12 protein-coding genes are annotated in these 12,622 nt (G+C 32.0%); 11 read left to right on the forward strand and 1 reads right to left on the reverse strand.

The features are described from left to right. Positions 1–114 precede the first annotated feature (114 nt). From AWN65_RS00400 to atpG, 10 genes are all read left to right on the forward strand, one after another. Positions 115–1,728 carry a galactose-binding domain-containing protein gene (locus AWN65_RS00400; RefSeq protein WP_060381343.1) on the forward strand — a complete coding sequence of 538 codons (1,614 nt, stop codon included), beginning with the start codon at positions 115–117 and terminating at the stop codon, positions 1,726–1,728. A 149-nt stretch (positions 1,729–1,877) separates the two neighbouring features. Next, on the forward strand, positions 1,878–4,472 hold the full coding sequence (gene porW / locus AWN65_RS00405; protein ID WP_060381344.1) for a type IX secretion system periplasmic lipoprotein PorW/SprE: 2,595 nt from the start codon (positions 1,878–1,880) through the stop codon (positions 4,470–4,472). Positions 4,473–4,475: 3 nt separating this feature from the next. Then, entirely contained in the window at positions 4,476–4,865 is a 390-nt protein-coding gene (locus AWN65_RS00410) for a bactofilin family protein (protein WP_060381345.1), read from the forward strand. Beyond that, positions 4,852–5,085 (forward strand): AtpZ/AtpI family protein, encoded by a 234-nt coding sequence (locus tag AWN65_RS00415; protein ID WP_060381346.1) that lies wholly within the window; start codon positions 4,852–4,854, stop codon positions 5,083–5,085. The genes AWN65_RS00410 and AWN65_RS00415 overlap by 14 nt, the downstream gene beginning before the upstream one ends. 534 nt (positions 5,086–5,619) lie before the next feature. Further along, complete coding sequence (atpB, locus tag AWN65_RS00425) at positions 5,620–6,834, forward strand: F0F1 ATP synthase subunit A (RefSeq protein ID WP_060381348.1); 1,215 nt, start codon at positions 5,620–5,622, stop codon at positions 6,832–6,834. A gap of 60 nt (positions 6,835–6,894) precedes the next feature. Further along, positions 6,895–7,089 carry an ATP synthase F0 subunit C gene (locus AWN65_RS00430; RefSeq protein ID WP_014165720.1) on the forward strand — a complete coding sequence of 65 codons (195 nt, stop codon included), beginning with the start codon at positions 6,895–6,897 and terminating at the stop codon, positions 7,087–7,089. 88 nt (positions 7,090–7,177) lie between these two features. Continuing rightward, positions 7,178–7,678, forward strand: coding sequence for a F0F1 ATP synthase subunit B (locus tag AWN65_RS00435; RefSeq protein WP_060381349.1), 501 nt, complete (start codon positions 7,178–7,180; stop codon positions 7,676–7,678). Between the two features lie 10 nt (positions 7,679–7,688). Further along, positions 7,689–8,222, forward strand: coding sequence for an ATP synthase F1 subunit delta (atpH, locus tag AWN65_RS00440; protein WP_060381350.1), 534 nt, complete (start codon positions 7,689–7,691; stop codon positions 8,220–8,222). 32 nt (positions 8,223–8,254) lie between these two features. Then, positions 8,255–9,832 carry a F0F1 ATP synthase subunit alpha gene (atpA, locus tag AWN65_RS00445; protein WP_060381351.1) on the forward strand — a complete coding sequence of 526 codons (1,578 nt, stop codon included), beginning with the start codon at positions 8,255–8,257 and terminating at the stop codon, positions 9,830–9,832. A 71-nt stretch (positions 9,833–9,903) separates the two neighbouring features. Then, positions 9,904–10,761, forward strand: coding sequence for an ATP synthase F1 subunit gamma (atpG, locus tag AWN65_RS00450; protein WP_060381352.1), 858 nt, complete (start codon positions 9,904–9,906; stop codon positions 10,759–10,761). 93 nt (positions 10,762–10,854) lie between these two features. On the opposite strand, the gene AWN65_RS00455 is transcribed toward atpG, so the two are convergent. Beyond that, positions 10,855–11,445 carry a riboflavin synthase gene (locus tag AWN65_RS00455; protein WP_060381353.1) on the reverse strand — a complete coding sequence of 197 codons (591 nt, stop codon included), beginning with the start codon at positions 11,443–11,445 and terminating at the stop codon, positions 10,855–10,857. A 54-nt stretch (positions 11,446–11,499) separates the two neighbouring features. Here AWN65_RS00455 and pdxA point away from each other — a divergent pair, with 54 nt between their 5' ends. Continuing rightward, positions 11,500–12,537 (forward strand): 4-hydroxythreonine-4-phosphate dehydrogenase PdxA, encoded by a 1,038-nt coding sequence (pdxA, locus tag AWN65_RS00460; protein WP_060381354.1) that lies wholly within the window; start codon positions 11,500–11,502, stop codon positions 12,535–12,537. Positions 12,538–12,622 lie beyond the last annotated feature (85 nt).

Genomic DNA, 12,622 nt, shown 5'->3' on the forward strand with positions numbered 1-12,622 from the left:
AATGTAATAATTTAATAATATTACTTTAAAAGTCCTTTTTGCTCTTTTTTTTTGGACTTTTAGAATAAAATTTAAAAAGGATTTTTGTTTTATATTTGAAAAAAATAAATATCTATGAAAAAAATTTACTTATTATGTGCTGCTTTTTTTACAAGCTTATCGATAAAGGCACAAGAAACAACTTTTTTTGTACATGCCCATCAAGATGATGCGGTTTATTTTTGTGGTGTACCACTATTTGATAAAGTAAGCTCAGGTGTTAAGACAGTTGCAATTGTAACGAGTGCTTCAGATCAAGGAGCACATGATGGTGTTTATACCCCTGATGCTGGGGTAGGTATTAAAACACCTTTTTATGAAGCTCGTGATAACGGTTACAAAAAAGCCTTAGAATATTGTTATACGAATGGAAACTTGCCTTTAAATTTCAATGAAACGACTACAGAAGTGTTAATGGCTGGTAAAAAAGTACGCAAATGGACTTATGGAAATAATATTACTATGTATTTTCTGGATTTACCAAACGGAGATTGTTGTAGTTTGAATATGAATGGTTATTCTGCAAATAATTATCAAAGTATTGAAAAATTAAAAAAAGGAAGTATATCGACTATCACAAATGTTACGGGTACAGCAACTTATACTTGGTCAGAATTAAAAGAGACAATAAAAGCTATTTTTAATACAGAAAAGAGTACCACATCAAATGTTTATTCTACAGATGTAGATATGACAATTAATCCTGGTGATCATGCGGATCATTATATTACGTCAGTTTTAGCACTAGAAGCTATGGATGGTATAACTGGTTTTAATTCGAAATTACACACAGACTATCAATTATCAAATTTAGACATCCCTTTACTTTCAAATGCTGAAATTATAAAGAAAGTGTCTACATTTGGAGCGATGATATCTGGAATTGTAGCCAAAGGATATAGACCTAATAGACACTTTGGAACAAATTATGAGAAATGGTTCTTAACAGAAAGTATAAGAGATGTAGCAGATATTCATGCACAATTAGTAAATCTTAGCTCAGATTTAGGAGGGAATCCATATGCCGTCACTAATAATATTGCATTAAACAAAGCAACAACAGTTAGTGGTTCAGATATACCATCAACAGATGGTCCGAAAGCGAATGATGGAAATATTGATACTTATTGGGGGAATACAGCTTATCCACAGTGGTGGAAAGTGGATTTAGGCGCTAACTATAATGTTAATGATATAACTGTAGTTAACTATTTTAAAGATACTAGACATTATAAATATACAGTTTCTTCATCTACTGACGGGGTAAATTGGACTCAGGTAGCTGACAAATCAGATACTTCTAATGCTACACAGGCTGGTAATACATTTACCTTTAATACACCTGTTCAAGCTAGATATTTTAAGGTAGATATGAACTTTAATTCCGTAAACCAAGGTGTTCATATATCAGAATTTATTGCTCATGGAGATTTAGTAAATACTAAGGTAAGATCTGTAAATAAAAATGTTAAATTTAGTTTTAAAAATCCAATAAAAAGAGGTGAACAATTAACTATAAATTTTGAAAAATTAGAAGATAATGAGGTTCAAATTTTTGATTTAACAGGGAAAAAGGTTTTCAATAAAAAAAGCAAAGATAATTCAATAACTATTGATACTGATATGTTAACCAAAGGTACATATATTTTAGATAGTAATAATTCGAAAAGTAAACTTGCTATTGAGTAGAAAAATTATAATCTTAAAAATCCCAAAAGTTATTCCGCTTTTGGGATTTTTTTTATTTTTACTTCATTACTTTTTAAAAGAAGTGTACTTTTACCAGTCAAAATACTAAAAAAATATTTTTAGAGTTTATATTTAAAAATTACAATCGTTTGAAAAATCACCTAATATATATAGCATCTTTTGGACTATGCGCATTTATAATTGCTTGTTCAACTAAAAAGGACACATTAATTTCTAGGAATTGGCATGCTTTAAACTCTAAGTATAATACGGTATATAATGGTGATGTTGCTTTGCAAGCAGGTATAGATGGACTTAAAAAAAGTTATGTTGATGATTTTTGGGGAATTTTACCTGTTGAACGTATGCAGGTTGAAGAGGAAAATTTCTTACCAGGACAAAAAGGAAAAAATGCTAATTTTACACGTGCAGAAGATAAAGCTGTAAAAGCCATTCAAAAACACTCTATGAATATTGAAGGTAGAGAACGAAATTCACAAATGGATGAGGCTCATTTACTACTAGGAAAAGCCCGTTATTACGATAAAAGATTTGTACCCGCATTAGAAGCGTTCAATTATATCTTATACAAATACTCTAATTCAGACAAAATTTATGAAGCTAAAGTTTGGAGAGAAAAAACAAATGTACGATTAGAAAATGACGCATTAGCAGTTAAGAATCTAACTTTACTTTTAAAAAGATACGACTTGCCACCTCATATAAAAGCAGAGGCCAACGCGCTTTTAACACAAGCATATATTAATCTTGAAGAAAAACAAAAGGCTCTAAATCCCATAAAGGAAGCTATTCAATATGCTTCCAACAAAGAAGAAAAAGCCCGCTATAGATTTATTTTAGGACAATTATACGAACAATTGAAATATAAAGATAGTGCTTATGTAGCTTTTCAAGAAGTCATAAACATGAAAAGACAATCCCCTCGTATATATGTTATTCAAGCACATGCCAAACAAGCAAGTTTAATAGATGTTACAAAAGACACATTAATTTTTACGAAAAAATATGCTAAACTATTAAAAGATAGAGAAAACCGCCCGTATTTAGATGTCTTAAATCATCAAGTAGCACTCTTTTATGACCAACTTAAAGTACACGAAAAAGCTAAAATATTTTACAATAAATCATTAAAATCAATTTCAAGTGATAATTACTTGATGGCATCTAATTATAGAAATTTAGCTAAAATTTATTTTGATCAAACAAAATACGAAATAGCAGGTAAGTATTACGATAGTACTCTAACCAAATTTACTAAAAAAAATAGAGAATATTTTCTAATAGAAAAGAAAAGAAAGAATCTAGATGCAGTCATAAAATATGAAAATATAGCCCAAAAGAATGATAGCATTATAATGCTTATTCAAATGTCAAGTGAAGAACGTATTTCTTATTTTCAAAAATTCATAAAAGAATTAAAGAAAAAAGATTCATTGAAAGTGGCATTAGATAAAAAAAAGCAGGTTATAGAACAAAATCGCCAACAGAATGATAACATGTTTTTTGATCCCAATATAGTGCCAACTCCAGGAGAAAAAAGAAGTATTGCACCATTAGGATTAGATGAGTCCAAAAATTCATTTTATTTTTATAATCCTTCAACCGTAGCTTATGGAAAACTAGAATTTACAAAAAAATGGGGTAAACGAGCATTGATTGACAATTGGAAATGGTTAGCACAAATACAAAATCAAAAAGATGAAGAGGTAAATCCAGTTGATTTAGAAGTTGCTAAAAATCAATCAGAAACAGTAATCGTTAACGAAAAATATACCCCAGAGTTTTATTTAGCTAAACTACCTACATCAAAAAAAGTAATTGATAGTTTAACAAAAGAAAGAAATAATGCGTACTACAACTTGGGCTTGATCTACAAAGAGAAATTCTTTGAAAACAAAGTGGCTGAAGAACGTTTTGAACGATTATTGGCAAATAAACCAGAAGAACGTTTTATACTTCCAGCCAAATATAATTTATTTCGTTTGTATGAAATTTCCGATACAGAAAAAGCGCAAAAATTAAAGGCAGACATCATTGAAAATTATCCCAACACTCGATATGCACAATTGGTAAACGGACAAATATCCGAAAATACGGATCCAGAAGCTCCAGCTGAAGTATATAAAAATTGTCTTTCTATATCTGATAATCAAGAATATAAAGCAGCATTAGAAAAAATCAATCAATCAATAGAATTATTCTCTGGAGATCCCTTATTGCCTAAGTTTGAATTATTAAAAGCTCTTTTAAATGGAAAATTACTTGGTTTGAATGCCTATCGTGAAGGAATCCAAAAGGTAATAAATGGATACCCAGACACAGAAGAAGCAACAAAAGCAGAAGATATTTTACGTTTAGATATTCCAAAGATGGAACAAATGACACTATCAGCGGATACTATTTCAACTAAGTGGAAAGTACTATATAAAGTAGGGCAGAAAGAGGATGAAGCCACTAAAAAGTTAATAGAAAAAATAGAAAGATATATAAAAGAGAAACAATATTACAAGTTTTTTGTATCTTACGATATCTATAATGAAACCGATAATTTTGTTGTAATTCATGGTATATCTTCTCGTGAATATGCACGTTTTCTAATCGAATTATTAGCTAAAACAAAAGGATATGAAGTAAAAGAAAAAGCTACAGTCATTTCAAGCCAAAATTATTCGGTCATTCAAACCAAGAAAAATTTAAATGAATATCTACAAATAAAACTTTAATTTATGTTTGACAAAAAGCCCAAAAATTATACAGACCTACTAGGAAAGACAAATCGTATTGTTGAAGGAACTACAATAAAAGGGGATATAGAATCAATCGCAGATTTTAGATTAGATGGTCACCTGATAGGTAATTTTAACTCAAAAGCTAAACTAGTAGTTGGGCCTGCAGGAAGTGTTTTGGGAGATATAAACGCCCAAAATGTCGATATAGAAGGCAAGTCCGAGGGAAAAATAATCGTAGAAGAAATGTTAAATGTAAAAGCAACCGCAATTATAAATGGAGATGTAAGTTGTGGTAAATTAGCTGTTGAGCCTGGAGCTAAGTTTACAGCAACTTGTGTAATGAAAACAACAACACCTTCGTCAAATCTAGTAAATGAACAACAATAATACAGAAGAAAAAGAAAAAATTAAAAGAAATAAATGGCTCTCACTAGTCGCTATTCCATCACAAATGGGAGTTACGATTTTTTTATTTTTCAAGCTAGGGCAATGGTTGGATACTAGTTATCCTAATTCGGTATTCTACTATGATAAAGTATTTACATTAGTGGGAGTCTTTCTAGCCTTGTATAATGTTATCAAACAAGTTAATGAAATCAATAAATAATGCTTATTAAAGATTTTTTTAAAAAGCTATCTCTTGCAGGGGTGGTTTTTTACTTCATCAATTTTGGATGCTTATTTTTGTTAAATCAAACAATCTCTCCTGCTTTTTATTTAATACACGCTTTTTTCTTCCTTTTCTATTTACTCGGAACTCTAGCGATGGCATTCTTGTTAGAAAATAAAAAAGATCAAGTAGGAGTAGGTTTTTTAGTGGTTATTACCAACCTTTTTATTTTTACATATATTTTTAATAAATGGTTATTGCAAAAGAATTTTATGTTCTCTAAATGGAACTTCTTTATTCTGTTTATAGCATACCTAACTACAATAACATTTTTAGTGGGTAAAAAATTAAATCAGATTAAATTTTAATTAATTGATATAGTGTGTTTAAAGAGGTAATATGGCACTCTAAAATGATTTAGTTTAAAATAGAATTAAGATTGATATATTTTTTTTCAAGCAATCGTTTTTCATATAAATAAAAAATGTACCTTTGCACCGAAATTTACGAACATAGAAATTTTTCATTCCTATGATGATTACAAGAAAACCTGTATCATTACTAATGTCGGCCTTTATAGGCTTATTCTCTTGGGTAGCAATGGCTAACCCAACGACGGATTCAACTCACGCAACTACAAAACCAGCTCATGAGGCACACGCAGTGGCGCACGACAGTGCACATGCTCAAGCAGCACATGCTGAAGGTGAGCACGCAACTGCTGGTCATGAAGCTAACCACGGTGGTCCAGTTGATGAGAAACCAGAAGTACAAGCATTTATCAAACATCACTTGTTGGATTCGCATGATTTCAATTTGTATGCTGATGGAGAAACGGGACACCATGTAGGTTTTCCATTACCAGTTATCTTAGTAGATAATGGTCTTCATGTGTTCATGTCATCTGCTTTTCACAATGAAAAAGAATTAGCAGAAGTGGATGGTAGCTTCTATAAAATGGTTCATGGGGTAATCTATAAATCAGATGTTGAAGGTACAATTACAAACGATGCACATGGTCACCCAACAAATGCTAAGCCTTTAGATTTTTCAATCACTAAAAATGTATTTTCATTATTAGTAACGGCAATCTTAATTTTCTTTGCTTTCACATCGTTAGCAAAAACCTATAAAAAAGGAAATCAGTTACCAACTGGTTTTGGACGTATCTTAGAGCCACTTGTAATTTATGTGCGTGACGAAATTGCTCGTCCAAACATTGGTGAAAAAAAATACAAAAAATTCATGCCGTATCTATTAACGGTATTCTTCTTAATCTGGACGTTGAACTTAATTGGTTTAACTCCGTTAGGAATTAACGTAACTGGGAATATTGCTGTAACTTTATGTTTAGCTTTATGTACTTTAGTAATCACAAACGTAAGTGCTAATGCTGATTATTGGAAACACATTTTCTGGATGCCAGGGGTACCTGTACCGATGAAAATCGTTTTAGCGCCTATTGAGGTTTTAGGGATTTTCACCAAGCCTTTCTCGTTAATGATTCGTTTGTTTGCAAACATCACAGCGGGTCACTCAGTAGTAATGGGATTAATTGCGATTATCTTCCTATTCAAACAACAGTTAACCGCTGGTGGAGCTATGGGAGTATCGTTAGCATTAACCTTATTCATCTCAGTAATTGAATTGTTAGTAGCATTCTTACAAGCATTCATCTTTACTATGTTATCATCATTGTTCATTGGTATGGCGGTTCAAGACCACCATCATGATGACCATCATTAATAGAATAAAAAAGTAGAATTTTTTAAAAAAATTGTTTAATTATTATATAAATCTTTTATTATGACAATTCCAAATTTAGTAGGTGCTGGTTTAATCGTAATCGGAGCTGGTTTAGGTTTAGGTAAAATTGGTGGATCTGCAATGGATGCTATTGCTCGTCAACCAGAAGCTGCTGGTAAAATCCAAACAGCGATGATCATCATCGGTGCCTTATTAGAAGGTTTAGCATTCGGTGCCTTAATCTTAGGTGCTTAATCAAATTTAAATTACGCTTTGCAACGGTTGGTTGCAAAGTGTAATTTTATTTAACCTATTTTTATTAATTAAACAGAAAACATCAATAATGGAAAAAATATTTAACGATTTTGGATACGGTCTATTCTTTTGGCTAATTGTAATTTTAACGATCTTAGTTGTTTTATTAGCTAAATTTGCTTGGAAACCTATTATGGAATCTATAGAAACCCGTGAAGAAGGTATTCGTAGTGCATTGCAAGCAGCTGAAAATGCTAAAAAAGAAATGCAAGAATTGCAAGCAAACAACGAACGTATTTTAAACGAAGCACGTGCTGAGCGTGATACAATGTTAAAAGAAGCTCGTGAAATCAAAGAAAAGATGATTGCTGACGCTAAAGAAGAAGCACAAACACAAGGTGCTCGTTTAATTGAGCAAGCTAAAGCTTCTATCGAAAGTGAGAAAAATGCAGCGATGGCTGAATTGAAAACACAAGTTTCTGCTTTATCATTACAAATTGCAGAGAAAATATTAAAAGACCAATTATCTAGCAACGATTCTCAAGTAAAATTAGTTGAGAAAATGTTGGATGAAGTGAAATTAAACTAATACGAGAAGTATGTCAGGTAATAGAGCCGCAGTACGATATGCAAAAGCAATTTTAGATGTTGCTACTTCAAAGAGTGTTGCTCAGGAAGTAAACAACGATATGACTTTGATTGCTAAAACTATCCAAGATAATGCTGAGTTAGCGTCATTTATTGCTAACCCAACTTTAAAAATCGAAGTAAAGAACAGTGCTTTATTAGAAGTTTTTAAAGACGCAGGTGCAGTAACAAAATCGTTATTTCAGTTATTATTAGAAAACAAACGTTTTGAACTTTTAGACAAAGTAGCTACGCAATATACAAAATTGTATGATGAAGCTAACGGAGTTGAAGTAGCAACAGTAACTACTGCTATTGCTATCACTCCTGAATTAGAAGCTAAAGTATTAGCTAAAGCAGGTACTTTAACAACTAAAAAAGTTACTTTAAAAAATATTGTAGATCCAGCAATCATTGGCGGATTTATTTTAAGAATTGGTGACAAGCAATATAACGCTTCAGTTGCAAACAGTTTATTAACATTAAAGAGAGAATTGAGTAATTAATTATAACACGAAAGTGTAAAAATTATAAAACAATGGCGGAAATCAAACCAGCTGAAATTTCAGCAATATTAAAGCAACAATTATCAGGTTTTGAATCTGGTGCTACTTTAGAAGAAGTAGGTACTGTACTTCAAGTAGGTGACGGTATTGCTCGTATTTATGGGCTTTCTAATGTACAATATGGTGAGTTAGTGGTTTTTGAAAACGGTATGGAAGGTATCGTATTGAACCTTGAAGAAGATAACGTAGGGGTAGTATTATTAGGACCATCTACAGGTATCAAAGAAGGTTCAACTGCTAAAAGAACACAACGTATTGCTTCTTTAAAGGTTGGTGAGCAAATGGTAGGGCGTGTTGTAAACACTTTAGGGCAACCTATTGATGGTAAAGGTCCTATTGGTGGTGATTTATACGAAATGCCTTTAGAGCGTAAAGCACCAGGGGTAATTTTCCGTCAACCAGTAACAGAACCATTACAAACAGGAGTAAAAGCTATAGATGCTATGATTCCAGTAGGTCGTGGTCAACGTGAGTTAGTAATTGGTGACCGTCAAACAGGTAAATCTACGGTTTGTATTGATACTATCATAAATCAAAAAGAATTTTATGATGCAGGTAAACCCGTTTTCTGTATCTATGTTGCAATTGGTCAAAAAGCTTCTACAGTAGCAGCTTTAGCAAAAACTTTAGAAGAAAAAGGAGCAATGGCTTATACAGTTATCGTTGCTGCTAATGCTTCTGATCCAGCTCCAATGCAAGTTTATGCTCCTATGGCAGGTGCTGCTATCGGAGAGTACTTCCGTGATACAGGTCGTCCAGCTCTAATCGTTTATGATGATTTATCTAAACAAGCTGTTGCTTACCGTGAGGTGTCTTTATTATTAAGAAGACCACCAGGACGTGAGGCTTATCCTGGAGACGTATTCTACTTACACTCTCGTTTATTAGAAAGAGCGGCTAAAGTTATCGCTGATGACGATATCGCTAAAAATATGAATGACTTACCTGAGTCATTAAAACCAATCGTTAAAGGGGGTGGTTCATTAACTGCTTTACCTATTATCGAAACGCAAGCGGGTGACGTTTCTGCGTATATCCCAACGAACGTAATTTCGATTACTGACGGACAGATTTTCTTAGAGTCTGATTTATTCAACTCAGGGGTTCGTCCAGCAATTAACGTAGGTATCTCTGTATCTCGTGTAGGAGGTAATGCGCAAATCAAGTCTATGAAAAAAGTATCGGGTACTTTAAAATTAGACCAAGCGCAGTTCCGTGAATTAGAAGCGTTCGCTAAGTTCGGTTCTGACTTAGATGCAGCTACATTAAACGTAATTGAAAAAGGTAAACGTAACGTGGAAATCTTAAAACAAGGTTTAAACTCTCCATTTACTGTAGAAGACCAAGTTGCAATTATCTATGCAGGTACTAAAAACTTATTAAGAAACGTACCAGTAGCTAAAGTGAAAGAATTTGAAAAAGATTATTTAGAATTCTTAAAGAACAAACATAGAGATACTTTAGACGCTCTTAAAGCAGGTAAATTTGATGACAACATCACTGACGTTTTAGAGAAAGTAGCAAAAGAAGTATCTGCAAAGTATAACTAATAAAGTAAATAGTGAGTAGTGATTAGTAATTAGCTAATCACTATTTACTAGTCACTAATTACTATAAAAAAATGGCGAATTTAAAGGAAATCCGTAATAGAATTACATCCGTTTCATCAACGATGCAAATAACGTCAGCGATGAAAATGGTTTCGGCAGCAAAGCTTAAAAAGGCGCAAGATGCCATTACGGCAATGCGTCCTTACGCTGAAAAATTAACAGAGTTATTACAAAATTTATCAGCTACTCTTGAAGGTGAAGTAGGTGGAGCTTATACGACGCAACGTGAAGCAAAGAAAGTACTTTTAGTAGTTATTACTTCTAACCGTGGTTTATGTGGTGCTTTTAACGCTAATGTGGTTAAGGAAGTAAAAAGCCTCACAGAAAAATATAAAAATGCACAACTTGATGTGTTAACTATAGGTAAAAAAGGTAATGACGTATTGCGTAAAACGCATACAATAATAGCAAACGAGAGTACAATTTTTGATAATTTAACTTTTGATAATGCGGTAACTATTGCTTCTGATTTAACTGAAAAGTTTGTTGCTGGTGAATATGATAAAATCGAGTTAGTATATAATCAGTTTAAAAATGCTGCTACCCAAGTAGTAAAATCAGAACAATTCCTTCCATTGGCTCCTATTGCTAAATCTGAAGCTGTTGCAGGTGATTACATTTTCGAACCATCGAAAGAAGAAATCATCATGACTTTAATTCCTAAGTCATTAAAAACGCAATTGTACAAAGCTATTCGAGATTCATTTGCTGCAGAGCACGGAGCGCGTATGACAGCGATGCACAAAGCGACAGATAACGCTACTGAATTAAGAAATCAATTGAAGTTAACTTATAATAAAGCACGTCAAGCCGCTATTACAGGAGAAATTTTAGAAATTGTAGGAGGAGCTGAGGCTTTAAATGGATAATTAATAATTAATATTTATAGTATTGATACAAAAAAAAGTCCTGTTATTAGGACTTTTTTTGTTTAAATAAATTGTCTTAACTTTCTAGTTTAGCTAAAGATGTAAAGAATGAAGTCTGCTAACATATTTTCCTATTACATCAAATTCAAGATTTACATTAGTACCTACACTGAAAGTATGAAAATTAGTATGTTCATAAGTATAAGGAATAATAGCCACACTAAATTCATTTAATTTTGAATTAACGACGGTTAGACTGGTTCCATTAACTGTTATAGAGCCTTTTTCAATGGTAATGTTCTTTAAGTCTTTACTATATTCAAATGTAAAATACCAACTACCATTCGCCTCTTCTATTTGTTTACAAATCCCTATTTGATCCACATGCCCTTGTACAATATGTCCATCGAGCCTATCTCCTAATTTCATGGCGCGCTCTAAATTAATAAGATCCCCTATTTTCCATTCGCCTAGATTCGTTTTTTCAATAGTCTCCTTAATTGCAGTAACAGTATATATATCGTTATTTATATTAACAACTGTCAGACAAACCCCATTATGGGATACACTTTGGTCTATTTTGAGTTCTTTTGTTATAGAAGATTGTACTGAAACATGAATGTTTTCACCTTCTTTTTCAAGAGCAATAATCTTACCTAGAGTTTCTATAATTCCTGTAAACATTAACTGATTAATTTTAGTAAATTTGTATTCAAAATTAGTATAAATATTAAAGCGATGACAAAAAAGCCTGAAAATATAATGGTCGGTATTTCAATAGGAGATCTAAATGGTATTGGTAGTGAGGTTGTATTGAAATCTTTTGAAGATACTCGTATGCTTGAATTGTGTACGCCTATTATTTTTGCTAATGTTAAGATTATATCTTATTTAAAAAAACAACTTAATCTAAACGTTAACCTACACGGTATTGATAAGATTGACCAAGCACTTGTTGGTAGAGTAAATGTTTTGAATGTTTGGAGAGAAGGTGTAAATTTAGAATGGGGAGTAGAAAATCAGAATGTTGGGAAATATGCCGTAAAATCTTTTGTAGAAGCTACGCAATCACTAAAAGATGGGAAAATAGATGTGTTAGTCACGGCACCTATTAGTAAAGTTAACATTCAAAGCGAAGATTTTTCTTTTCCTGGACATACAGATTATCTAGACCAAGAATTAGAAGGTGACGCTTTAATGTTAATGATTCAAGATTCATTAAGAATAGGTTTGTTAACAGATCACGTACCTATTAATAAAGTTGCATCTCATCTTACTGAAGATTTAATATTTAAAAAAATAAAAACGATTAATCATTCTTTAATTCAAGATTTTCAAATTAATAGACCTAAAATAGCAGTGCTCGGATTAAATCCTCATTCGGGAGATCATGGTGTAATTGGTCAAGAAGAAGAAAAAGTGTTAAAACCCACATTAAAAAAGTTATTTGAAGAAGGTATAATGGTTTTTGGTCCTTTTTCAGCTGATGGTTTTTTTGGTAGTGCTCAGTATGAAAAATATGATGCAGTAGTAGCCACTTATCATGATCAAGGTTTGATTCCTTTTAAAACATTATCTTTTGGAAAAGGAGTTAACTATACTGCTGGTTTAAATAAAATTCGAACATCTCCAGATCATGGAACTGGTTTTGATATTGCAGGTAAAGGAATTGCAAATCAAGTTTCTTTTACAGAAGCCATTTATACTGCATTAGATGTTTTTAAAGCTAGAAATATATATAAAGAAATAGTACTAAACCCATTGAAAATAAAATAAAATGAGTTATAAACAAAAAAATGTTTATAACCCTTTTGATTTTACAAATAATTTATATCTTTGCACACCTTAATTAAGGAGTAAA

It is taken from the genome of Flavobacterium covae, assembly GCF_001534645.1.
GTDB lineage: Bacteria > Bacteroidota > Bacteroidia > Flavobacteriales > Flavobacteriaceae > Flavobacterium > Flavobacterium covae.

Excerpts from the sequence above, each read along its gene's own strand:
- AWN65_RS00400 (WP_060381343.1), top strand. The coding sequence starts at position 115 with ATGAAAAAAATTTACTTATTATGTGCTGCTTTTTTTACAAGCTTATCG.
- AWN65_RS00410 (WP_060381345.1), top strand. The coding sequence starts at position 4,476 with ATGTTTGACAAAAAGCCCAAAAATTATACAGACCTACTAGGAAAGACA.
- AWN65_RS00415 (WP_060381346.1), top strand. The coding sequence starts at position 4,852 with ATGAACAACAATAATACAGAAGAAAAAGAAAAAATTAAAAGAAATAAA.
- atpB (WP_060381348.1), top strand. The coding sequence starts at position 5,620 with ATGATGATTACAAGAAAACCTGTATCATTACTAATGTCGGCCTTTATA.
- AWN65_RS00430 (WP_014165720.1), top strand. The coding sequence starts at position 6,895 with ATGACAATTCCAAATTTAGTAGGTGCTGGTTTAATCGTAATCGGAGCT.
- AWN65_RS00435 (WP_060381349.1), top strand. The coding sequence starts at position 7,178 with ATGGAAAAAATATTTAACGATTTTGGATACGGTCTATTCTTTTGGCTA.
- atpH (WP_060381350.1), top strand. The coding sequence starts at position 7,689 with ATGTCAGGTAATAGAGCCGCAGTACGATATGCAAAAGCAATTTTAGAT.
- atpA (WP_060381351.1), top strand. The coding sequence starts at position 8,255 with ATGGCGGAAATCAAACCAGCTGAAATTTCAGCAATATTAAAGCAACAA.
- atpG (WP_060381352.1), top strand. The coding sequence starts at position 9,904 with ATGGCGAATTTAAAGGAAATCCGTAATAGAATTACATCCGTTTCATCA.
- AWN65_RS00455 (WP_060381353.1), bottom strand. The coding sequence starts at position 11,445 with ATGTTTACAGGAATTATAGAAACTCTAGGTAAGATTATTGCTCTTGAA.
- pdxA (WP_060381354.1), top strand. The coding sequence starts at position 11,500 with ATGACAAAAAAGCCTGAAAATATAATGGTCGGTATTTCAATAGGAGAT.